General features: G+C 50.7%; 27 protein-coding genes and 1 tRNA gene. 13 read left to right on the top strand and 15 right to left on the bottom strand.

Translation table 11 applies throughout. The features are described 5' to 3' along the window. The first annotated feature begins 10 nt into the window (after positions 1-10). Both ACZ483_RS02860 and ACZ483_RS02855 read left to right on the top strand, forming a co-directional pair. Complete coding sequence (locus ACZ483_RS02860) at positions 11-289, top strand: ubiquitin-like small modifier protein 1 (protein WP_464324669.1); 279 nt, start codon at positions 11-13, stop codon at positions 287-289. Then, on the top strand, positions 273-1028 hold the full coding sequence (locus ACZ483_RS02855) for a DUF72 domain-containing protein (RefSeq protein ID WP_464324668.1): 756 nt from the start codon (positions 273-275) through the stop codon (positions 1026-1028). The genes ACZ483_RS02860 and ACZ483_RS02855 overlap by 17 nt, the downstream gene beginning before the upstream one ends. On the opposite strand, the gene ACZ483_RS02850 is transcribed toward ACZ483_RS02855, so the two are convergent. Genes ACZ483_RS02850 through ACZ483_RS02820 form a run of 7 tightly spaced genes read right to left on the bottom strand, consistent with a single transcriptional unit; the run spans position 1003 to position 5739 of the window. Next, positions 1003-1638: a class I SAM-dependent methyltransferase gene (locus tag ACZ483_RS02850; protein WP_464324667.1), complete on the bottom strand. Its 636-nt coding sequence runs from the start codon at positions 1636-1638 to the stop codon at positions 1003-1005. The two genes, ACZ483_RS02855 and ACZ483_RS02850, sit on opposite strands and share 26 nt — an antisense overlap. 33 nt (positions 1639-1671) lie before the next feature. Then, complete coding sequence (locus ACZ483_RS02845) at positions 1672-2298, bottom strand: segregation/condensation protein A (protein WP_464324666.1); 627 nt, start codon at positions 2296-2298, stop codon at positions 1672-1674. Next, positions 2298-3221 carry a galactose-1-phosphate uridylyltransferase gene (locus ACZ483_RS02840; protein ID WP_464324665.1) on the bottom strand — a complete coding sequence of 308 codons (924 nt, stop codon included), beginning with the start codon at positions 3219-3221 and terminating at the stop codon, positions 2298-2300. Before ACZ483_RS02840 ends, ACZ483_RS02845 begins: the two co-directional genes overlap by 1 nt. Before the next feature lie 2 nt (positions 3222-3223). Continuing rightward, positions 3224-3946 (bottom strand): phosphatidate cytidylyltransferase, encoded by a 723-nt coding sequence (locus ACZ483_RS02835; RefSeq protein ID WP_464324664.1) that lies wholly within the window; start codon positions 3944-3946, stop codon positions 3224-3226. Then, positions 3939-4637, bottom strand: coding sequence for a polyprenyl diphosphate synthase (gene uppS / locus ACZ483_RS02830; protein ID WP_464324663.1), 699 nt, complete (start codon positions 4635-4637; stop codon positions 3939-3941). The genes ACZ483_RS02835 and uppS overlap by 8 nt, the downstream gene beginning before the upstream one ends. Further along, on the bottom strand, positions 4637-5398 hold the full coding sequence (locus ACZ483_RS02825) for a tetratricopeptide repeat protein (protein WP_464324662.1): 762 nt from the start codon (positions 5396-5398) through the stop codon (positions 4637-4639). The genes uppS and ACZ483_RS02825 overlap by 1 nt, the downstream gene beginning before the upstream one ends. Next, a complete protein-coding gene (locus ACZ483_RS02820) occupies positions 5395-5739 on the bottom strand; it encodes a hypothetical protein (protein WP_464324661.1) in 345 nt (114 codons plus the stop codon). The genes ACZ483_RS02825 and ACZ483_RS02820 overlap by 4 nt, the downstream gene beginning before the upstream one ends. A gap of 1 nt (position 5740) precedes the next feature. Between ACZ483_RS02820 and kdsA the strand changes: the two genes are divergently transcribed. Genes kdsA through metK form a run of 4 tightly spaced genes read left to right on the top strand, consistent with a single transcriptional unit; the run spans position 5741 to position 8688 of the window. Continuing rightward, positions 5741-6541 (top strand): 3-deoxy-8-phosphooctulonate synthase, encoded by an 801-nt coding sequence (gene kdsA / locus ACZ483_RS02815; protein WP_464324660.1) that lies wholly within the window; start codon positions 5741-5743, stop codon positions 6539-6541. Positions 6542-6565: 24 nt separating this feature from the next. Further along, positions 6566-7372 carry a hypothetical protein gene (locus ACZ483_RS02810; RefSeq protein WP_464324659.1) on the top strand — a complete coding sequence of 269 codons (807 nt, stop codon included), beginning with the start codon at positions 6566-6568 and terminating at the stop codon, positions 7370-7372. A gap of 29 nt (positions 7373-7401) precedes the next feature. Continuing rightward, positions 7402-7542, top strand: a complete 141-nt coding sequence (locus ACZ483_RS02805; protein ID WP_464324658.1) for a hypothetical protein — start codon at positions 7402-7404, stop codon at positions 7540-7542. 18 nt (positions 7543-7560) lie between these two features. Then, positions 7561-8688, top strand: coding sequence for a methionine adenosyltransferase (metK, locus tag ACZ483_RS02800; protein ID WP_464324657.1), 1128 nt, complete (start codon positions 7561-7563; stop codon positions 8686-8688). Here metK and ACZ483_RS02795 read toward each other — a convergent pair. The 3 genes from ACZ483_RS02795 to ACZ483_RS02785 are packed head-to-tail and all read right to left on the bottom strand — an operon-like array spanning position 8662 to position 10594. Then, positions 8662-9825: an ATP phosphoribosyltransferase regulatory subunit gene (locus ACZ483_RS02795; RefSeq protein WP_464324656.1), complete on the bottom strand. Its 1164-nt coding sequence runs from the start codon at positions 9823-9825 to the stop codon at positions 8662-8664. The genes metK and ACZ483_RS02795 overlap by 27 nt on opposite strands. After that, positions 9822-10022, bottom strand: coding sequence for a hypothetical protein (locus ACZ483_RS02790; protein WP_464324655.1), 201 nt, complete (start codon positions 10020-10022; stop codon positions 9822-9824). The genes ACZ483_RS02795 and ACZ483_RS02790 overlap by 4 nt, the downstream gene beginning before the upstream one ends. Beyond that, positions 10022-10594 carry a nucleotide exchange factor GrpE gene (locus ACZ483_RS02785; RefSeq protein ID WP_464324654.1) on the bottom strand — a complete coding sequence of 191 codons (573 nt, stop codon included), beginning with the start codon at positions 10592-10594 and terminating at the stop codon, positions 10022-10024. The genes ACZ483_RS02790 and ACZ483_RS02785 overlap by 1 nt, the downstream gene beginning before the upstream one ends. Before the next feature lie 33 nt (positions 10595-10627). Between ACZ483_RS02785 and ACZ483_RS02780 the strand changes: the two genes are divergently transcribed. The 3 genes from ACZ483_RS02780 to ACZ483_RS02770 all read left to right on the top strand — a co-directional run bounded on the left by ACZ483_RS02780 (position 10628) and on the right by ACZ483_RS02770 (position 12909). Beyond that, positions 10628-11896, top strand: coding sequence for a nicotinate phosphoribosyltransferase (locus ACZ483_RS02780; RefSeq protein ID WP_464324653.1), 1269 nt, complete (start codon positions 10628-10630; stop codon positions 11894-11896). Positions 11897-11898: 2 nt separating this feature from the next. Then, a tRNA-Arg gene (locus ACZ483_RS02775) sits at positions 11899-11972 on the top strand. Positions 11973-11982: 10 nt separating this feature from the next. Further along, on the top strand, positions 11983-12909 hold the full coding sequence (locus ACZ483_RS02770; RefSeq protein ID WP_464324652.1) for a polyprenyl synthetase family protein: 927 nt from the start codon (positions 11983-11985) through the stop codon (positions 12907-12909). On the opposite strand, the gene ACZ483_RS02765 is transcribed toward ACZ483_RS02770, so the two are convergent. Continuing rightward, positions 12890-13645: a PP2C family protein-serine/threonine phosphatase gene (locus tag ACZ483_RS02765; RefSeq protein ID WP_464324651.1), complete on the bottom strand. Its 756-nt coding sequence runs from the start codon at positions 13643-13645 to the stop codon at positions 12890-12892. The two genes, ACZ483_RS02770 and ACZ483_RS02765, sit on opposite strands and share 20 nt — an antisense overlap. Then, entirely contained in the window at positions 13642-14070 is a 429-nt protein-coding gene (locus ACZ483_RS02760) for a hypothetical protein (protein ID WP_464324650.1), read from the bottom strand. Before ACZ483_RS02760 ends, ACZ483_RS02765 begins: the two co-directional genes overlap by 4 nt. Positions 14071-14091: 21 nt before the next feature. Between ACZ483_RS02760 and hisA the strand changes: the two genes are divergently transcribed. Both hisA and ACZ483_RS02750 read left to right on the top strand, forming a co-directional pair. Next, on the top strand, positions 14092-14808 hold the full coding sequence (gene hisA / locus ACZ483_RS02755) for a 1-(5-phosphoribosyl)-5-[(5-phosphoribosylamino)methylideneamino]imidazole-4-carboxamide isomerase (protein WP_464324649.1): 717 nt from the start codon (positions 14092-14094) through the stop codon (positions 14806-14808). Positions 14809-14824: 16 nt separating this feature from the next. Continuing rightward, positions 14825-15334 (top strand): c-type cytochrome, encoded by a 510-nt coding sequence (locus ACZ483_RS02750; protein WP_464324648.1) that lies wholly within the window; start codon positions 14825-14827, stop codon positions 15332-15334. Here ACZ483_RS02750 and fba read toward each other — a convergent pair. Further along, positions 15311-16237: a class II fructose-1,6-bisphosphate aldolase gene (gene fba, locus ACZ483_RS02745; protein ID WP_464324647.1), complete on the bottom strand. Its 927-nt coding sequence runs from the start codon at positions 16235-16237 to the stop codon at positions 15311-15313. The genes ACZ483_RS02750 and fba overlap by 24 nt on opposite strands. Positions 16238-16270: 33 nt before the next feature. Between fba and ACZ483_RS02740 the strand changes: the two genes are divergently transcribed. After that, positions 16271-16792 (top strand): P-loop nucleotide/nucleoside kinase family protein, encoded by a 522-nt coding sequence (locus ACZ483_RS02740; protein WP_464324646.1) that lies wholly within the window; start codon positions 16271-16273, stop codon positions 16790-16792. Here the strand turns inward: ACZ483_RS02740 and murG are convergent. Further along, complete coding sequence (gene murG, locus ACZ483_RS02735) at positions 16763-17815, bottom strand: undecaprenyldiphospho-muramoylpentapeptide beta-N-acetylglucosaminyltransferase (protein ID WP_464324645.1); 1053 nt, start codon at positions 17813-17815, stop codon at positions 16763-16765. The genes ACZ483_RS02740 and murG overlap by 30 nt on opposite strands. A gap of 31 nt (positions 17816-17846) precedes the next feature. On the opposite strand from murG, the gene ACZ483_RS02730 reads away from it, so the two are divergent. Further along, positions 17847-18095 (top strand): c-type cytochrome, encoded by a 249-nt coding sequence (locus ACZ483_RS02730; RefSeq protein WP_464324644.1) that lies wholly within the window; start codon positions 17847-17849, stop codon positions 18093-18095. Position 18096: 1 nt separating this feature from the next. Here the strand turns inward: ACZ483_RS02730 and metG are convergent, their stop codons facing one another. Further along, on the bottom strand, positions 18097-19578 hold the full coding sequence (gene metG, locus ACZ483_RS02725) for a methionine--tRNA ligase (RefSeq protein WP_464324643.1): 1482 nt from the start codon (positions 19576-19578) through the stop codon (positions 18097-18099). Between the last annotated feature and the right edge of the window lie 11 nt (positions 19579-19589).

Here is a 19589-nt window from a genome sequence, read left to right as displayed (position 1 = left end):
AGGTAGGAAGATGGCTATAATAGTCAGAGTTCCCACTCCCCTCAGGAGGCTCACCGACGGACAGGGAGAGGTGGAGGTAGAGGCAAGGACTATTAAGGAGGCTATCGAGAAGCTTGAGGAGCAGTATCCCGGCTTTAGGGAGCGTCTCCTTGACGAAAACGGAGAACTGAGGAGGTTCGTGAACCTATACCTGAACGACGAGGACATAAGGTTTTTGAAGGGTGTAGATACGGAGCTCAAGGACGGGGACGTTCTCTCCATAGTTCCGGCGATTGCGGGAGGAAGATAGAGCTTACTTCTTAGGGTGCTCCGGCTACTTCTACTGGGGCTGGAAGGGAAAGTTTTACCCGAAAGATCTCCAGCCCGAGGGTTGGCTCTCATACTACTCCAAGTTCTTCAACACGGTCGAAATAAACTCCACCTTCTACAACTTCCCTAAGGTGTCCAATCTGAGGAGGTTTTACAGGGAGACACCTGAGAACTTCCTTATCTCTGTCAAGGTGAACAGATCCATAACCCACATGAAGAAATTCAGGGATACGGAAGGTATGGTAAAGGACTTCTACGAAGTGGTGAAGGAAGGACTGAGGGAAAAGCTCGGATGTATCCTCTTTCAGCTTCCCCCCTCCTTCAGATACTCGGAGGAGAACCTTGAGAGGGTTTTATCCCATATGGATAAGGGTTTTAAGAACGTTATTGAGTTCAGGCATAAAAGCTGGTGGAGAAAAGAGGTTTACGAAAGGCTGAAAGAGGAAGGGGTGATTTTCTGCTCCGTCAGTTCTCCCAACCTACCAGAGGATCTTGTAGAGACCTCAGATGTGGTTTACATTCGCTTCCACGGAAAGGAGGGCTGGTACAGGTACAACTACTCGGAAGGAGAGCTGAGGGAATGGGCAGAGAGAATAAAAGGCTCTTCGGCTAAGGAGGTCTTCGCTTACTTCAACAACGACTATAACGCTTACGCCCCTTACAACTGCCTTAAATTGATGGAACTCTTGAACGTTAAACCATACCGGGAGGTATCTTGAAGGGAACGTTCATGAGGGGGTTTTCCTCTTCCTCCTGAGGAAAGACCGCGTAAACTCCGAAGCAGTACTTACCGATTTCCACGACCCTTCCCACCCGAACGCCTGAGTCGTCAAGGATAAGTCCCACTTCCCACTCGGATAGGACCTCCTCCGGAGGAGGTCCCTTGTCCCTCTCCTCCTTCTTCCAGTCTATTACCGCGAGGTAGGCGAAGGGCTTTGCAACTCTCTTCAGCTCTTCTACAAAGGCTTTCGGATCCTCAAGCTCGTGGAAGGTGAACGCCATAAATACGAAGTCCACCGAGTTATCTGGTAGAGGTATCCTGTTCTCCTCCGACTTCAGAACCTCAACGTTCTTGAGACCTTCCCTTTCGACCTTCTCCTTAGCTCTCCTTACCATCTCCTCCTGAACGTCTATCGCGTAAACTTTCCCCTTCTCACCGACAAGTTTGGAGAGGTAGGGAAGATAAAAGCCCGGTCCAGTGCCCACATCAAGAACCACCATCCCCTCCCTTATACCGAACTCTCTCAGGGTCTTCTCCGGATCGAAGAGCTCAAGTCTTGAAGGGTCTTCGAGCTTGTGGACATCTTCGGGATTGAACTTGTGAGCCATCTTTACCTCCTACGGGAGGAGATAATACACCAATTATCCCTTCGCTTCTCTGACCTCGACCAGTATATCTCCGTAGGGCTCCTCCTGATGGAGATCAACCTTCCCCTCGTAGTACAGGTACATCAGAGCCATAAATTGGGGGACGAAGTTCACCCTGTCGAGGAAGGTAAAGAACTCTATCCTCTTCCCTACGTCCATGTTTTTGAAGAACTCCCACATCTCCTTAAGGACGTCCTCGAACCTCGATATGTGAAGGGGGATAACCTTGCCCCTTTTCCTTCTCCTTCCTCTTCCATTCCCGTTCCTCTTAAAAACCTTCCTGACCTTCTCGAGGTTGTCGGCGAGATTTTCCTCTACCTCCTTGCTCTCCTCTTCAAACATCTCCACGATCTCTTCGAGGGTGTAGTCCCTCCTCTCCCTTGGCTTTCTCTCCGGCTTAGGAAAGATCACCTCTACCTTCTTCCTCAGTAGAAATGAGGCGGCGACGACCGCTCTTGCAGGAACCCTGAGATCGAGGGTTTCCCTCCTCCTGAGCTCTTCGATGTACAGGTTTGCGAGCTCGACGATGTCCACCTTCCAGGGGTCGAGCTTTCCCTCCTCTATGAGAGGAACAACGAGGGCGAAGGGATGGTCTTCTTCGAAAACGAAGCTCTTCATCATCACCTCCCCTTAATTTCTTCGGCTCTTTTTGAGTACTTTAAAGTTCTCAGCTCCATGGCAGCCTCCTCGGGGGCTACGCTGACTATCACGTTCTCGGTCTCGAGCTCAAAACCTCCGAAGACGGACACCCTCGGGAGGATCCTTATGTAGTAGTGGTAGTCCATATCCCAGGGCGGAGCGGACTGTAGGGTGATGTTGTAGGGCATGTGATCTCCAAGGTAAGATTTCAACGTCTCCACCGACCTCCTCAGAACCTCCGCGAGTTCCTCGAAGCGGGTCTCGAATATAAAGGAACTGATCTTCTCCTTCGGAACTATCCAGAGCTCGTAGGGAACGATCGGGGCGAAGGCGAGAATTACGACGAAGTTCTTTGAAACCTCAAGAACCCTCTCCTGTAAGTTCAGCTCCTGTTCCAGGAAGTCCCCGAGGACATCCCTGTTCTCCTTCTCGTACCTCTCCTTTTCTTTGAGGAACCTTCGGGGATAGAAGGGGAGGGCGAGAACCTGTGAGTGAGGGTGGGGTATGGAGGCTCCTGCGGAACTCCCCCTGTTGCGAAAAACGGCAACGTACTTTATCCCATCCTGGTTGTAGTAGTGGACGAGCCTCTCCTTGTAGGTCCAGAGGACTTTGTCTAAATGGGGTATCCGTTCGAGATCGTCCCCGTGGTTGGGCGAGTCTACTATAACGTCGTGCATGTGGGGTATGGCGGGGAACTTGTTTGGAATCACCCTGACTATCCATCCGGAATCTCCCTCCACCCTAAGGTCCTCTCTCGGAGTGAGAGCCTCGTTCCCGGGACAGAAGGGACACTGAAAGGGCTCCTCCTCCACCACCTCCTTTATAAAATGGGGTCTCCTGCTTCTGACCGACGCTATTATGCATCTCTCACCTGTTAGGGGATCCTCGCGGATAAAGAAACCCATGGCTATATTTTATATTCGGAGAGAAGCCAGTAGAGTACAGGTGAGGCAAAGAGTAGGGCGTCGAATCTGTCCACAAACCCCCCGTGCTCCCCTAAGATGTTGGAGAAATCCTTAATCCCCAGTTGTCTTTTTATAAAGCTCTTGAAGTAGTCCCCGAAGACGCCAGCCAATAGGAAGAAGAGGGCTACCAGAAAGGAGGGAGCAAGGGGAAGGGGTGAGAGGAGAGAAAAGACCATAACCCCGGCAAACATACCGCCGAGAAACCCCTCAACCGTCTTCTTGGGCGAGAGCTTAGGAAATAAGGGAGTCCTCCCGAAGTTTTTCCCTACGTAGTAGGCAAAGATGTCGTTGGCCCAGACGGAGAGGAGGAGTATCAGGAGAACATAGGTGCTCTTTTCCTTCAGGTATATAAGGAAAGAGGTAAAGAATCCTGTGTAGAAGAGGATGAAGAGGGACCTCAAAAAGGAGTCGAGATCCCACTTCCTGTAGCCGTAAGCTAAAGAGATCAGAGATACGTATATTCCGCCAAGGGGAGGACTTAAGTAGAAGAGGAGCGGGGAGAAAAGGGCTGCGGGGAACACATCTTTAACTCCAAGGTGCTCGGATAGTTCCCATGCCATCAGTAGAGAGAGAAGAGCTATAACGAGAACAAAGAGAGGGAGCGGAAGCAATAGGGAAAGGAGGGATACCCCTCCTATCAGTATTCCGTAGAGCTCTCTACTCATCGAGGACTCTTCCGAACTTCCTCTTCCTCCTCGAGAAGTCCTCTATCGCCTTTATAAGCTCCTCCTTAGTGAACTCCGGCCAGCAGAGATCGGTGAAGTATAGCTCTGTATACGCCAGGTGCCATAGGAGGAAGTTCGATATCCTCTTCTCTCCGGCAGTTCTTATCAGGAGATCGGGGTCGGGAACGTCTCTTAAATCGAGGAAGTAGGAGAAGGTGTCCTCATCAACGTTGTCCACCTCTAACTTGATGAGCTTGTTCACAGCCCTCAGGATGTCGTCCCTTCCGCCGTAGTCGATAGCTAAGATAACGGTTATACTTTCGTTGCCTTCCGTATACCTCTCGAGCTCGTCCATCAGGCGTCTTAGATCCTTGCCAACCCTATCTCTTCTTCCTATAAACCTGAGCCTGACACCGAGATCCATAAGATCCTGCTTCTTGTTCGAGAGGTAGTCTCTCACCAGGTCGAAGAGCATACTTACCTCTTCCCGTGGTCTATTCCAGTTCTCTGTAGAGAAGGCGAATAGGGTGAGGTACTTAACCCCGAGTTCCGTGCAGGCTTTAACGATCTCCTCCGCCACCTCCGCACCCCTGTAATGCCCCATTATCCTCGGCATACCCTGGCGACGCGCCCAGCGCCCGTTCCCGTCCATTATTATCGCTATATGCTTCGGTATCTTAAGGTCTTCCATCACTCTCCCATCAGAAGCTTCTGCTCGCGAGCTCTCACCGCGGCGTCGGAAGTTGGAAACTTCTCCAATAGTATGGAGTAGTATTTATTAGCCTCCTCTAGGTTTCCCCTGTCCATGTAGATCTTCATCAGCTGTAGGTAAGCGTCGGGAAGCTTATTGCAGTCCGGGAGCCTGCCGCTCTCACACTTATCCACGAGGCTCTTGTAAACCGATTCTGCCCTCTGACTGTCTCCAAGCTCCTGATATATCCTCCCTATCCAGAAGAAGGCGTTGTCGGTGTACTTGTTCTCCGGAAAACGTTTTATGAAATCGAGGAAGGCGTCCCTTGCCTCGTAGAGCTTCTTGAGACTGTACAGCTCTATCGCCTTCTTGTAGGCGGTTTCGGCGTCCTCTTCGGGCTTGGGCTCCTCAATCGGTTTTTCCTCAGGCTTCAGCTCTGCCCCCGGAACGGGGATCCTTTCGGGAGTGTAGATTCTTGCTTCTTTCTTACTCCCTTTAACGGGAGTCTCGGCGGAAGGAGTAGCTCTACCCATCCCAAGCTTTAACTTCTCAAGCTCGAGCCTAAGCTCCGATATTAGCTCTGTGAGCCTGTCTATCCTTTGGTTTGTCTTCTCTATATCCTTCTCAAGATCGTTCTGCTTCTGCTCGAGTCTCGTTAGCTTTATCTCGACCTCGGAAACCCTTTCAGACACCCTCTCCTGGGCTACAGGGGCGCAGGCTAAGAGAGGGAGTGCGAAAATAAGCGGGAGAAGAACTCTCATTCCTCCTCTTCCTCCTTATAAAAATAATACTCTCTGTAAGGTATCCTATGCTTGAAGTAATAGAAGTAGTAGAGTCTTCCGGTCTCCTTATCTCTCGCTACCCTAACCAGTATCCCGTAGTTATCTGTGACCTGCTGGAGGTAGGTAAACTCTTGATCGGTCTTCTTAAAGTGTTCCTTTACCTTGTCCTTTATCTCCTCCTTTATATCTTTGACGAGCCTGTAGAGGTTCACGTCTTTCCTTAACTCCTCCTCGGTAAAGAACTTTCCCTTTATCTTCTCTATCTGATGCTCATGTATCATGCTTCCCTCCCTGTCAATACGAACTACTATTATATACATGATGAAGGACTTTACGATAATAGCCGGTCCCTGCGCAATCGAGAGTGAGGACCTCCTTCTAAGGGTAGGGGAGAAGATAAAAGAACTCTCAGAGAGGTTTCCTAACGTGGACTTCATCTTCAAATCTTCCTTCGATAAGGCTAACAGATCCTCCATAAACTCCTTCCGCGGGCACGGGATAGATTACGGTCTGAGAGCGCTCAGCAGGGTTAAGGAGGAGTTCGGTCTTAAGATTACTACCGATATACACGAGAGCTGGCAGGCGGAACCCGTCGGAGAAGTTGTGGATCTCATTCAGATACCCGCATTCCTGTGCAGACAGACAGATCTCTTAATCGCAGCTGCAAAAACTGGAAAGCCGGTGAACGTGAAAAAAGGGCAGTTCCTCGCCCCATGGGATACGAAGAACATAGTGGAGAAGCTCAAAGCGGGAGGAGCCGAGGATATATACCTGACCGAGAGGGGTGTTTCCTTCGGATACAACAACCTCGTGGTGGATTTCAGAAGTCTTCCCATAATGTCCCAGTATGCAAAGGTTATATTCGACGCTACCCACAGCGTTCAGCTCCCGGGAGGTATGGGAAACAGGTCAGGGGGACAGAGGGAGTTCGCCTTTCCCCTTATGAGAGCTGCCGTTGCCGTTGGGTGCGACGGTGTATTCATGGAGACCCATCCTGATCCCGACAGGGCACTCTCCGACGGACCAAACCAGATACCCCTGAAGTATCTGGACTTCATAGTCAAGGCGATCTTAGAGATAAGAGAGGTTGCGGAGAAGTATAGAAGGGTGCCTGTAGTATGACTCGATATATATTCAATCCTTGAGATGAATAGCTTTCACCTGTCGGTAAACTTCGTGGATGTGGTCGATCCGATTCAGATAAGCAGGGAAGGGTGGGAGAGGCTCCTTTCGAGTCCGAGGGAGTTCAAGATATACCTCGACAAGTACCTGTGGCTCGCCGGTCAAACGAGGAGGGAGAGACTCATCCTTTCAGGTATAAGGCTTATGCCCTTCGGTCTCGGCAGGGAGCCCATCCTGATATCCCTGTGGAAAAGCGAGTATATAGGCTTCTACGAGATAGAAGATCTTCTAAGGAAAGAAGGACCCAGAGCACTCCTTAAGGTCGTGGGTAATATACCCGAAAGAGTCGAGTTTGGTCAGAGGGAGTTCAGATATCTTTTGGTTCCTCCAGCGGAGGAGTTTACGAGGCTAACTTCGTGGGTTTTCAAACTGGGTAGGAAAGCTCCGGAGATCTTTGGGTGGCCCCAGATAGAACACCCTCCTCCAGAACAGGTGGAGAGGATAGTAAAGAAGATGGAGCTCGAAGGGATACGTCAACCCGAGAAGTACAAGCCCCACCCCAGCTACAGACCCACCAAACTCTCCTTCTTTCTGAAACTCTTTATCGTTGTATGGAGAAACGCCCTTCTGAAGGCTTACGGACTTAGCATAAAGAGGGAAGGAGAGAGACTCGTTTACTATGCAAGTCCGGAGACTGCGGAGGATCTTCCTCTTCCTGAACCCCAGAAGGTCATAGAGGGTATAGAGTTCGGGAGCATAGGTAGCGGGGGGGTGGACAGGACCTTGGAGGAAGAGTGCGTCGAGCTCCTCTTTAATCTCGGGGTATGGTGACTATATTTTATGGGAAGGAGGGTTTTATCATGGAAGAGAAGCCCAAGATAGAGCCTGCAGTTCCCGTTGAGCCTGTTGATCCCGATGTTCACCCCGAGTGGGAGCCGAGACGTCTCTGCCCCGATCAGAAGATAGATCATACAGTTCCCGACGAACCCACTGAGCCCTGATGGATTAAAATAGAACACATGTACTCCCTGCGGATGGCTGAGTCCGTTACCGAGGGTCACCCCGACAAGGTGGCGGACCAGATAGCCGATGCCCTCTTAGACGAGTTCCTCAGGAAAGACAGGTTCAGCAAGGTCTCCCTGGAGATCCTCGTCACCACCGGTCTCGTTATGGTAGGGGGAGAGCTATCTACCGAGAGCTACGTGGATATTCCCAAAGTTGTTAGAGGTGTGGTTAAGGACATAGGATACACCAAGCCGGAGCTTGGCTTCGACGCAGATACCTGCGCCGTGGTAACCTCCATAGACGAGCAGAGTCCTGAGATAGCCCTCGGAGTTTCCTCCGAAGGTGCGGGAGACACGGCGATAGTGGTCGGCTACGCGGTAAAGGAAGCTCCCAATCTCATGCCCTGGCCGATAACCATAGCTCACAGGATAACGAGAAGGATAGCGGATCTTAGAAAGACCGGTAGGTTCCCCTTTCTGAGACCCGATGGAAAGGTTCTCGTCAGCATGATATACGAGGACGGAAAACCCCAGTTCGTAAAGGATATAGTGGCTTACGTCCACCACGATCCGGATATATCCCTTCAGAACCTTAGGGAGCTCGTCGTTGAGGAGGTGATAAGGAAGGAAGTTCCCCAAGAGCTCCTGAAAGAAGAGACCAACATAAAGGTGAACCCGACGGGTAGGTTCGTCATAGGGGGTCCCGTGGCGGATACCGGACTCACGGGAAGGAAGATAGTCTCCGACGCTTACGGAGATATAGGTTTTTCCGGGGGGAGCGCCTTTTCAGGGAAGGATCCCACAAAGACCGACAGGTCGGGATCCTATATGGCGAGGATGATAGCAAAGCACATAGTCGCCGCAGGGCTTGCCGAGAGATGTGTCGTTCAGATAGGCTACGCCTTCGGTCTGACGGAGCCCGTTGCCTTCGATATAGAAACCTTCGGCACAGAGAAGATAGAGAAGGAAAGGATAGAGGAAATAGTCCTAAAGGTATTCCCCATAAGACCCTCGGACATAATAGAATTTTTGGATCTTAGGAGACCCATATACAGGGATACCGCCTGTTACGGGCACTTCGGAAGGGAGAGGTTTCCCTGGGAGAGGCTCGATTACTTAGAGAAGCTCCAGGAACTCCTTTAGGGTCGTCAGGTTGTAGTCTGTGGCAGTTGTAAAAACCCTGACGTCCTCCTCATCAAAAATGACCACCACCTTTTTGTAGCCCTCGGAAAAGGCGTAGTCTATCGAGTGCTTGTAGGCTCTCCTGACTATGTCCCTCCCGACCTTGTAGCCTTTAGACCTCAGTAGGGAAGCTATCTTGAAGCCATACTTCTTCCCCTCAGTCAGATCGACTACGAAGTAGTCCTTTTTCTCTTTTTCGGATTTGAGGAATCCGAGGAGTTGATCTACGTATATACCACCTCCCGTTGCGGGGAAACTTTCCCCGTAGAGTTCCGAAAGGGAATCGTACCTTCCACCTCCCGCTATCGGAAATCCGAGGTCGGGATGGAATACCTCAAAGACAACGCCGGTGTAGTAGGGAAACTCCCTAACCTCTGAAAGATCGTAAGTGTAGCACACACCCGCTTCCTCGAGTAGTTCTCCAAGCCTGAGGAGTTCCTCCTTCTCCCTTTTCAAACCTAAATCTTCGAGCGCGTTCAGAACCTCCCTACCCCCCTGAAGGAGAGGGAGCTCGGAAAATTTATCCCTTCCCAAGAGCTCTCCGATTACCGTTAGGTTCTTCTCCCTGAAGGCTTCCCTCAGAACTTCTCTCTGTTCTTCCGCGACCTTTGAAAGGAGATGCTTGACTATCCCTACGTGCCCTATACTGACGGTTGTATTTTTGATACCTAAGGATCTCAGGTATTCATGGATCGCCGATATAACCTCCGCATCACCCTCTATCTCCCTGACCCCTATGAGCTCCACACCTACCTGAAACCTCTCGTAGGTGTCCCCCTCGGTCGAGAAGAGGGTTCCAAAGTAGTAAACCCTCAAAGGGTAGTGCCATACCTTGAAGAAGCTCACGCTCCTTACCACCTGAGCGGTGAAGTCTGCCCTCAGAGCTATTAGGTTCTCACCCTCCTTAAAGGTGATGACCTCCCTGACCCTCTCTCCGAGAGCCTCCCTGTGAACCTCGTAGTGATCGAAGGCGGGAAGCTTCAGGTAGTTGTATCCCCACCTCTCGAAGATCTCGACAGCTTTATTAATGAAGCTCTTTAGGAGATTAGACTCTTCGAAGGTGAGTATCCTCTCGAAGGGGAGTATGGACTTTTTCATTCCTTGTCACCCACGACGTACCAGACCCGAACGCCGATAGAAACGTGAGCGTTTCTCTGCCAGAGAGTCTCAACGTTTATGACCTTTACTTTATTTAATTTTATCCACTGGTTTACCTGCTCCTCTAAGAGCTGTTCCATGCTCTCGTCTCTGAAAGGGGCGAGCTTCCTGTGAAAGTCCTTGAACCTTATCTCCATCAGGTTATCTCCTCTTCGGAAACAGAGACCACTACACGAGCGGGTCTTATCACCTTATCGTGGAGTCTGTATCCCTTCTGAACTACTCTAACCACGGTATTGGGTGGATGCTCCGAGCTGGGTATGGTCTCCACAGCCTCGGCGAGGTAGGGATCGAACTCCTTCCCCTCTATCTCTATCTCCCTTATCTCGTACTTCTCTAAGATCCTTCTCAGCTCGGAGGCTATCATCTCAACTCCCTTTAGGAGTGAGTCGAAGTCCCTTGTAGCGGTTGCAGCCTCCAGAGCCCTCTCAAAGTTGTCAAGAACGTTCAGAAGATCCAGAGCCAACTTCTCGTAGCCGTACTTTCTCTGTTCCTCGAGATCCCTCCTGTAGCGCTCCTTCATGTACTCGAGCTCTCTCTGGAGGTCGGCAGCTCTGACGTTGGCGCTCTTGGCGACGTTTTCAAGCTTTCTGACCTTCTCCTCGAGCTCTTTCACTCTGTTCTGAAGCTCCTCTACTTCCTTCTCCTCCTTCTGGAGTTCTTCCTTGACCTCCTCGAGCTCTTCCTTTATCTCCTCTTTCTTCTCCATCTTCAACCTCCAGTATTTAAAATTATAAGATCTATGGAGTACCTCGGGCTCTGTACCGATCTTTACGAACTCACGATGGCCCAGAGTTATCTCGAGCACGGGAAGACGGGCGATGCCGTCTTTAGCTTGTTCGTGAGAAAACTGCCCGAAGAGAGGAACTTCCTCATCTCCTGCGGACTGGAGACTCTCGTAGAGTACATAGAGAGGTTCAGATTTTCCGACGAAGAGCTCAGGTATCTTAAGAGCCTCGGAAGGTTCTCCGACAGCTTCCTCGATTATCTCAGGGAGTACGAGTTCAGGGGTAAGATCTACGCCATACCCGAAGGTAGGGTGGTCTTCCAGAACGAGCCGATAGTTCAGGTTGAGGGATCCCTCCCTGAGGTTCAGATATTGGAGACGCTCGTGATAAACGTTATCCACTTCCAGACGGTCATAGCCTCGAAGGCTATAAGGAGCCATCTCGTCTCGAAGGGTGCGAGCCTTGTGGATTTTGGCTTCAGGAGAGCCCACGGCCTTGAGGCAGGTATATACGCGGCGAGAGCCTCTTACATAGCCGGCTTTGCGGGAACTTCCAACCTCGAAGCGGGAAGGAGGTTCGACATACCTGCCTTCGGAACGGTAGCCCACTCTTACATCATGGTCTTCGACAGAGAGGAAGACGCCTTCAGAGCCTTTGCCGAGAGCTTTCCCAAGAACGCCGTCTTACTGCTGGACACCTATGACACCATAGAGGCGGCTAAGAAGACCGTCCAGCTCGCAAAGGAAGGCGTTCCCGTTATTGGGGTGAGGCTCGACAGCGGAGACATAGAGAAGCTATCCAAAGAGGTAAGGAAAATCCTTGACGAGGGAGGACTCAAGAACGTGAGGATAATAGTGAGCGGGGGTGTGGACGAGTACAGGATAGAGGAGTGGATGTCCAAGGGGTGTCCGATAGACGCCTTCGGCGTGGGAACGAAGTTTATAACCTCCGCCGACGCTCCTTACTTAGACATGGCTTACAAGCTCGTTGAGTACGAAGGGAAGCCAAAACACAAGACGAGCCCTGGAAAGGTAACCTTTCCTTACAAGAGACAGGTCTACAGATTTTACAAGGACAGGAAGATGGATCACGACAGGGTGGTCAGATACGGAGAGGAGAGGGAAGGGGAAAATCTCGTTAGACTGGTCGTAGAGAGAGGAAGCCTCAAGGAGAAGCTACCCCCTCTCAAGGAGATAAGGGACAGGTTGATGGAGGACATTGAAAGACTACCCGACAGGCTCAAGTCTTTAGAAAAGGGGGAGTATGAGGTTATCATAGAATAGTAGTGCCCGTAGCTCAGATGGATAGAGCACGGGGCTCCGGACCCCGGGGTCGCGGGTTCAAGTCCCGCCGGGCACGCGAAAGAGAGATGTTACTGCTTGAGGAGATCGAGAGAAGGCTTCTTGAGGAATTAAACCCGAAAGTCCGCCTCGTCTTAGAGGCAGGAAGGTATCTGATAGAGGGGGGAGGCAAGAGGCTCAGACCCCTACTCACGATGCTCTCCTGCGGGATGTGCGGTGAGGATCCGGAGAGAGCGCTACCCTTGGGGGTTGGTCTCGAATATATCCACGCCGCTTCCCTCCTCCACGACGACGTTGTGGACGGAGCCGGTAAGAGGAGGGGAAGGGAAACTGCCAACCTTGTCTTCGGGAACGAGGTAGCCGTCCTTACGGGAGACTACATGTACGCCAAAGCCCTACACCTGTTTTCGACTTACGGAAACATGGAAATGATAAGGCTCGTAAGCGGTGTGGTTATGGATATGGCTGAAGCTCAGGTTCTTGAGCTCAGTAAGGTGGGGGAACTTATCTCCGAGGAGGAGTATTTCCAGATAATAGATGGGAAGACGGGTGTTCTGTTCGGTGCCTGCACTGCCGTAGGCGGTATGGCAGGGGGCTGTTTAGATAAGGAAAAGCTCTACGAGGCGGGTCTAAGGCTCGGTAGAGCCTTTCAGCTGATAGACGATCTCCTGGACTATGCGGGAGATCCCCAAAAGACAGGAAAGCCCGTGGGGAACGATCTGAGGGAAGGTAAGGCTACCTACCCCCTTCTGTCCGTACTTTCTACGCTCGAAAGGAGAGAGGTGGAGGAGATTCTCAGAAAACCAGATCCCGATCTTGAGGAGATAGAGAGTTTGAGGAGAAAGGTCCTTGAGCTCGGAGGAGGGGAAAGAACAAAAGAGAGAGCCTTAGAGGAGTTAAAGAGAGCTAAGGAAATCATCTCAGAATTTCCCGAGAACGACTACAGGGAAGAGATACTCAGGATAATGGATTTCGTCATAGAGAGAGAACTCTGATAAGGATAAAGCTCACGTTGTCATTTCCGCCCCTGAGGGCTTTGGAGAGAAGGCATCTTCCCACCTCATCGACCTCGAGACGTAGGCAATCTTCTATTTCCAAAGAGGAGAGCTCGTCCCACAGTCCGTCGGAGCAGAGAAGGTAGGTATCCCCTTCGGAGAGCTCCTCTGTTCGAATGAAAATATCGAAGTCCTCAGAGATGCCGCCGAGTATTGCTGAGGTCAGGACATTCCTCATAGGGTGGAACCTTATCTCCTCCTCGTCTATGTACCCGCTCTCGTAGAGTTCGTAGGCTTCGGTGTGATCCCTCGTTAGCCTCTCGAGGCTCTCTCTGAATCTGTAAACCCTGCAGTCTCCGACGTTGAATATAAGCGCATTTCCTTCAAAAAGGGAGATACCGGCGATTGCGGTTCCCATGCTGTAGCATCTTCCTTTCTCGAGCACGTACCTGTCGAGATGTTTCTTGGCTCCTTGGAGTAGTTCTCTCAACTCACCTTCCGAGCGGGGACACTTATTCCTCAAATACTCTAAGGCCAAACGGCTCGCCACCTCTCCGCAGGGCATCCCTCCCATTCCGTCGGCTACGGCGAAGAGGAAACAAACCTTCTCTACTGATAGGGTCTGGGGAATATTCATGGATACTTCTGAGGTCACGCTGTCATCAACAAGAAGGGCGTCCTCGTTCTTATCCCTTACCCTCCCTATGTTGGTGGCGTAGCTTACTTCTAACCTCACCTCTGTAGCTCAAAGAGTCTGACTACGATTATGTTTTTAAGTTTCTCAAACTGCTCGGGTGTAAGAGTGTTCTTCAGAAAGCTCACCGTTTTCGCGTTGATCATGGACATCTCCATCTTCACCAAGGCTATGTCGGAGAGTACCTCTTTTATCTCCTTCTCCTCAGCTCCCTCTAACATCATCATCTTCGCCTTTCTCATGAGGTAATCGAGTATCTTTTTATTCCTTTCTATCTCCCTTTCGTTCTCCTTCACGAACTCCTTTATGCTCTCCATCTGTTTGTCATCTATACCTAAGTCGTCGGCGTACTTGAATACGAAGGGCAGTAGGAAGACCCTCTCCACGAGGAAGTACCTGTTGTAGGAGATATCTTCGGCAAGTAAAGGTAAGCTCAGGAGAAGCAAAAGAAGAAATCTTCTTATCATGCTCGTAGAATATTATAGGTCATGAATATCACCGAGTTCTTAATTCCCGCGATAGATATAAAAGAGGGAAAGGTCGTGAGACTCTACAGGGGCGAGTTCGAGAGTGTCAAGATCTATCCCTTTACACCGGAGGAAATAGCTGAAAAGTTAGGTGAGAAGGGTTTTAAAAGGATCCACATCGTAGATCTGGATGGAGCGGAGGTAGGCAAGCCGAAGAACCTTGAACATATCAGGAGGATCAGGAAGTCCTTCGAAGGGGAGATAGAGGTCGGAGGCGGTGTAAGGAGCTACGAGGTGGCCAAGACCCTCTTGGAGGAAGGTATAGACTACATCGTGGTTGGAACTCTTGCCATAAAGAGACCCGAAGAGCTTGAAAGGATACTCAAGGACTACCCTGGCAGGGTGATACTATCCATAGATTCCAAGAGGGGCAGGGTGGCGATAGGAGGATGGAAGGAGGACAGCAGTTTAACACCAGAGACGCTCGCCAGGATATACGATGAGAAACCAATATGGGGATACCTCTACACGATAATAGAGAGGGATGGAAGCCTCGAGGGTGTGGATCCCAGACCCTACAAGAGGATAGTTGAGGTTACGAAGAAGCCCGTTTTGGCTTCGGGAGGTGTCTCCTCCTTGGAAGACCTTAAAAAACTCTATGGGATAGTTAGTGGTGTAGTTGTGGGGAAAGCTATCTACGAAGGGAAGATACCCATCCTTGACTTTCAAACCTCTTAATCATAAATTAGAAATTATGAATATTCTAAAACTCTTATCCGCTTTCGTTGTCCTGTTCGCCTTTACCTTTGGAGACGAGATAGATCCAAAGGTTCTAAAGAAAGGATACGAGGTTTATAAGAACAACTGCTCTATCTGCCACATGGAGAACGCTTCCCTTTTGGAGTTCCTAAAGGCGAGATTGAACGTCCTTTCGGGGAAGAGGCCGGAGAACATAGACGCCCCCCCGATGAACCTCGTATCGGCGAGGATAAAGGAGTTCTACCCTTCGGAGATCGAGTTCGTAGAGTTCGTCAAGGAGTACATCACCCATCCCTCTAAGGATAAGGGTGTTTGCAAGCCGGCAGCTTACATATTCTTTGGAACCATGCCTCCGATAGGTCAGGGGCTGAGCGAGGATGAGAAGGAGGCCGTGGCAGTGTGGCTCTATTACAGATACAGCGATGACTGGCAGGAGCTTTTCAAAAAGGTAAAGGATCTCGAAAAGAAGAAAAAGGCAGAACTAAAAGAGGGAGGCCATTCCTGAGCTCCCGTAGAGCCTTATCCTCCTCTTTACTATCTCTTTGACCTCTTCCATAGCGGGTTTAAGGAACTTCCTCGGATCGATGTTTCCTCTCTCCTCTGCAATCAACCTTCTGAGAGTGGCGGTGAAGGCTAACCTGAGATCTGTGTCGGTGTTTATCTTGTTTATTCCGAAGCTCACGGCTTTCCTTATATCCTCGTCGGGAACTCCCTTCGCACCTTTTATCTCTCCGCCGTACCTGTTTATCTCCGCTACGTACTCGTAGTAAACACCAGAAGCCCCGTGGAGGACTAAAGGAAGGTTCGTCAGCTCCTTTACCTCCTTCAACCTCTCGAAATCGAGCTTAGCCTCTCCCTTGAACTTGAAGGCTCCGTGAGCGGTTCCTATCGCCGGAGCGAGGGCATCTATACCAGTTCGAAGGGAAAACTCCTTTGCCTGATCAGGATCTACGAGAACCTCTTCCACACTTTCGATCCCGTCCTCGACGCCGACGAGCTTTCCCAACTCCGCTTCAACTGAAATGCCTAAAGGCGCACACAGGGAGACGACTCTTTTCGTTACTTCAAGGTTCTCCTCGTAAGGTCTGTCCGAGTAATCGATCATCACGGAGGTGTAGCCGTGCCTTATAGCCTTCAGGATAGTTTCTACGTGTTTTCCGTGGTCGAGGTGAAGGGCGAAGGGTATCCTGTAGGAGTCTTTGACGGCGTAAACCATACCGGCTAAATACTCTATCCCCGCATACCTGATGGCGCTCTCCGTTGTCTGGACGAAGACGGGAGCCTCCTCTTCCTCCGCAGCCTCGAGTATGGCTTTGAGAAACTCCATGTTGTTGAAGTTGAAGGCTCCTATGGCGAAGGAGTGCTCGTTCGCCTTTTCGAAGAGGAGCTTTCCCGATACGAGGGGCATGTTCTTATTTTAACTTCGTTTATCCTAAGAACTATGAAGAGGGCCGTTGTCATCTTCGGTCTCTCAGGATCGGGGAAGTCGTTCCTCGCAAGAATACTGAATGAAGAGTTTGGCTATGCATGGGTCAGGAGCGATGTGGTGAGAAAGGAGCTCGCAGGGCTGAGACCGGAGCAGGTGGCTAAGTCTGAGTTCGGGAAGGGAATCTACACGGAGGAGATGACGAGGAGGGTTTACGAGGAGATGGTTAAGAGAGCCGAGGAACTTGTGAGAAAAGGTAAGAGGGTCGTTTTGGACGCTACCTTCTTAAAAAGGTGGCAGAGGGAACTCGTCAAGAGCAGGCTAAGGGAAGCCCTCTTTATACTTGCAACCGCATCGGAAGAGGAGATAAGGAGAAGGTTGTCGAAGAGGAAGGACGTGTCCGATGCAGACTTCGCCATATACCTGAAGCAGAGGGAAGTCTTTGAACCCCCAAAAGAGGTCGATTATGTTGAGGTAAACACCGAAAGGAGCGAAGAGGAGCTGAGGTCAATCCTGAAGGATCTCGTCGATAATTAGATCCGCCGCCTTCGGGCTGGCAAACTTTCCTATCCCCACTGCCATGCTATCTGTGCTTTGGAGAGCTTTATCTATCAGGGCAAGAACCTTTTGAGGACTCGTATCCTCCTGTCGGAGGACAAAGGCTCCCCCGAGATCCTCTATCTCCTTGGCGTTGTAGTACTGGTGATCACCCGCCGCGTAGGGGTAGGGTATGAATATAGCAGGTATACGGAATATAGAGAGCTCGGAGATGGTACCAGCCCCAGAACGGCATACGGCAACGTCGGAAGCTGAGTATATGAGCCCCATGTCCGTTCTGAAGGGAAAGACTTTAAGGTTCTCGATACCTCTGGACATTTCCAGAACTCTCTCGTGATCCCTTTCGCCAGAGAGAAGAAGTATCTGAAGTTCGGAAGCCTTAGCTACCTCAACGGCGAGGCTGTTCAAGAACTTAGCTCCCTGACTACCTCCCATGAAGAGTACAAGGGGCTTATCGGGATCTGCCCCGATGGCCTCCTTTGCGTTTCCCCTTTCCATCCTAAAGTTCAGGAGATCCCTCCTTACGGGAAGTCCTGTCTTTACAACCTTTTTTCCTTTAAAGAACCTTCTCGTGTACTCAAAGGTTATGAAGGCCTTTTTTGAAAAGGCGAAGAGAGTCCTGTTGGTCATGCTCGGAACGGAGTTCTGTTCGTGAATATATAGAGGTTCCCTCCTTATCAGAGTGAAGACTCCGACCGGAACGCTCACGTAGCCACCGAAGATCAGAGACCTGAAATCCCCCTCAACACTTCTCCTCAACTCCGATATGCCCCCGAAGAAGCTTCTTAAAGCCCTCAATCTTTCCTTCAAAGTTACCCCTCTGAGAGGGTAGGTCTCTAAGAAAAGCTTTTCCCCGGGGATCTCCCCCTCGAGCTTTCTCTCTATACCTCTGGTGGCTCCAACGTAGAGGGTCTCAACCTTCCTCTCCTTCGCCTTCTTCAATATCTCGAGGGCGGGGAAGAAGTGTCCGCCCGTCCCGCCCCCCGACACGATGAGTCTCATCGCATAAATTCTAATGGAGGAGGTAAGGAAGATGATGAGGCTGTTTTACGCCCTTCTCATACACATTTCTCTCTCCTTAGCTACTCCGGAGGGTAAGATCCTTTTCGAGAACAACTGCCTCAGATGTCATAGGGAAGGAAGCCTGAAACCTGTGAGCTTCCTCAAGAAAAAATTTAAGGGTAATCCCGAAGGTATAGTCGAGATGGCGAAGAGATGTCCCTGGGGTAAAGGGTTGTCGAACATGGAGATAAAACTCATAGCGGAATGGCTCTCGAAGTAGATCAAGCTTCTCTGCGGGGAAAGAGGATCTTCCTCTCACCCAGGCGATATAAGTTCCTGTGAGCAGGCTCAATTTTCTCGGGAATTCCCTCCACACCGAGCATCGAGAAAGCTTCCTTCATCTTGTTGGGCATGAAGGGATAGAGGAGGTAGGTCAGAACGAAGAGCCCGTCCACCAGAGTGTAGAGGACATCATTAAGGCTCTCGTCTCCCTTCTTATGGAGCTCCCATGGTGCCTTCTCATCAACGAACTTGTTCAGGAAGGAGCTTAGCCTGAGAACCTCCTCTAAAGCCCTGTAGAAGTTCACCTCCTTCATGAAGCTCTCGTAATTCCTTATCACGTCCGATGCTAAGTTTACGTAAGCCCCTTCCGCCTTTCCGCTCACCTCTCCTTTGAGATACTTCTGGCTCATGGAGATAACTCTGCTGTAAAGGTTTCCTATCTCGTTGGCAAGCTCTCCGTTTATCCTGTTGAGTACGGCTTCCTTTGAGAAGTCCCCGTCCTGACCGAAGGGAACCTCCCTCAGGAGGAAGTATCTGACCTCGTCGAGTCCATACTCCTCTACCACCTGATAGGGATCTATCACGTTTCCGAGGGACTTGGACATCTTCTTCCCCTCAACTGTCCACCATCCGTGAGCGAAGATACTCTCCGGAATGTCGTAGCCGACGGACATCAGGAATGCGGGCCAATAGACCGCGTGGAATCTAAGGATGTCCTTACCCACTATATGAAGGTCAGCGGGCCAGTAGTAGTCCCTCTTCCTGCCTAAGGCGGAGAGGTAGTTGAAAAGGGCGTCGAACCAGACGTATATGGTGTGTTCGGGATCGAAGGGAACCTCTATCCCCCACCTTACCCTGCTCCTCGGTCTCGTAACCGAGAGGTCCTTAAGGCCCTGCTTCACGAAGGAGAGGATCTCGTTCCTCCTGTAGTCGGGCTTTATAAAGCTGGAATAGCTCTCGTAAAGCTTTAAGAGCTTATCCTGATAGGCGCTCAGTCTGAAGAAGTAGGAGGGTTCCCTTATGTACTCGCAGGGCTTCAGATGGATGGGGCATGCATTTCCCTCCGCGAGCTCCGCCTCCGTTTTAAACTCCTCACAACCCACACAGTACCATCCTTCATACTCGCCGAGGTATATGTCCCCGTTCTCGTAGCTCTTCTGAAAGACCTCCTTAACGAACTCTACGTGCTCTGGATCCGTGGTCCTTATGAACTTGGTGTACTCTATTCCGAGGAACTCCCATAGCCTCTTGAAGTTCTCGGAGTTTCTGTCGGCAAGCTCCTTAGGGGATACACCCTTCTCCTCCGCCGACTTCTGGATCTTGAGTCCGTGCTCGTCCGTCCCGGTGAGGAAGAAGACGTCGTAATCCCTGATCCTGTAGAACCTCGCTATTGTATCCGCCGCTACGGTTGTGTAGGCATGACCTATGTGGGGAACGTCGTTCACGTAGTATATGGGAGTCGTTACGTAGAACTTGCTCATGGGTATAGATT

The organism is Hydrogenivirga okinawensis, from assembly GCF_055385515.1.
The sequence above is the reverse complement of the archived record's forward strand: the minus strand, read 5'-3'. Positions and strand labels throughout refer to the sequence as shown.

Bases quoted from the DNA above. Each gene is read 5' to 3' on its own strand.
- ACZ483_RS02860 (WP_464324669.1), top strand. From the start codon at position 11: ATGGCTATAATAGTCAGAGTTCCCACTCCCCTCAGGAGGCTCACCGAC.
- ACZ483_RS02850 (WP_464324667.1), bottom strand. From the start codon at position 1,638: ATGGCTCACAAGTTCAATCCCGAAGATGTCCACAAGCTCGAAGACCCT.
- ACZ483_RS02845 (WP_464324666.1), bottom strand. From the start codon at position 2,298: ATGATGAAGAGCTTCGTTTTCGAAGAAGACCATCCCTTCGCCCTCGTT.
- ACZ483_RS02840 (WP_464324665.1), bottom strand. From the start codon at position 3,221: ATGGGTTTCTTTATCCGCGAGGATCCCCTAACAGGTGAGAGATGCATA.
- ACZ483_RS02835 (WP_464324664.1), bottom strand. From the start codon at position 3,946: ATGAGTAGAGAGCTCTACGGAATACTGATAGGAGGGGTATCCCTCCTT.
- uppS (WP_464324663.1), bottom strand. From the start codon at position 4,637: ATGGAAGACCTTAAGATACCGAAGCATATAGCGATAATAATGGACGGG.
- ACZ483_RS02825 (WP_464324662.1), bottom strand. From the start codon at position 5,398: ATGAGAGTTCTTCTCCCGCTTATTTTCGCACTCCCTCTCTTAGCCTGC.
- ACZ483_RS02820 (WP_464324661.1), bottom strand. From the start codon at position 5,739: ATGTATATAATAGTAGTTCGTATTGACAGGGAGGGAAGCATGATACAT.
- kdsA (WP_464324660.1), top strand. From the start codon at position 5,741: ATGAAGGACTTTACGATAATAGCCGGTCCCTGCGCAATCGAGAGTGAG.
- ACZ483_RS02810 (WP_464324659.1), top strand. From the start codon at position 6,566: ATGAATAGCTTTCACCTGTCGGTAAACTTCGTGGATGTGGTCGATCCG.
- ACZ483_RS02805 (WP_464324658.1), top strand. From the start codon at position 7,402: ATGGAAGAGAAGCCCAAGATAGAGCCTGCAGTTCCCGTTGAGCCTGTT.
- metK (WP_464324657.1), top strand. From the start codon at position 7,561: ATGTACTCCCTGCGGATGGCTGAGTCCGTTACCGAGGGTCACCCCGAC.
- ACZ483_RS02795 (WP_464324656.1), bottom strand. From the start codon at position 9,825: ATGAAAAAGTCCATACTCCCCTTCGAGAGGATACTCACCTTCGAAGAG.
- ACZ483_RS02790 (WP_464324655.1), bottom strand. From the start codon at position 10,022: ATGGAGATAAGGTTCAAGGACTTTCACAGGAAGCTCGCCCCTTTCAGA.
- ACZ483_RS02785 (WP_464324654.1), bottom strand. From the start codon at position 10,594: ATGGAGAAGAAAGAGGAGATAAAGGAAGAGCTCGAGGAGGTCAAGGAA.
- ACZ483_RS02780 (WP_464324653.1), top strand. From the start codon at position 10,628: ATGGAGTACCTCGGGCTCTGTACCGATCTTTACGAACTCACGATGGCC.
- ACZ483_RS02770 (WP_464324652.1), top strand. From the start codon at position 11,983: ATGTTACTGCTTGAGGAGATCGAGAGAAGGCTTCTTGAGGAATTAAAC.
- ACZ483_RS02760 (WP_464324650.1), bottom strand. From the start codon at position 14,070: ATGATAAGAAGATTTCTTCTTTTGCTTCTCCTGAGCTTACCTTTACTT.
- hisA (WP_464324649.1), top strand. From the start codon at position 14,092: ATGAATATCACCGAGTTCTTAATTCCCGCGATAGATATAAAAGAGGGA.
- ACZ483_RS02750 (WP_464324648.1), top strand. From the start codon at position 14,825: ATGAATATTCTAAAACTCTTATCCGCTTTCGTTGTCCTGTTCGCCTTT.
- fba (WP_464324647.1), bottom strand. From the start codon at position 16,237: ATGCCCCTCGTATCGGGAAAGCTCCTCTTCGAAAAGGCGAACGAGCAC.
- ACZ483_RS02740 (WP_464324646.1), top strand. From the start codon at position 16,271: ATGAAGAGGGCCGTTGTCATCTTCGGTCTCTCAGGATCGGGGAAGTCG.
- murG (WP_464324645.1), bottom strand. From the start codon at position 17,815: ATGAGACTCATCGTGTCGGGGGGCGGGACGGGCGGACACTTCTTCCCC.
- ACZ483_RS02730 (WP_464324644.1), top strand. From the start codon at position 17,847: ATGATGAGGCTGTTTTACGCCCTTCTCATACACATTTCTCTCTCCTTA.
- metG (WP_464324643.1), bottom strand. From the start codon at position 19,578: ATGAGCAAGTTCTACGTAACGACTCCCATATACTACGTGAACGACGTT.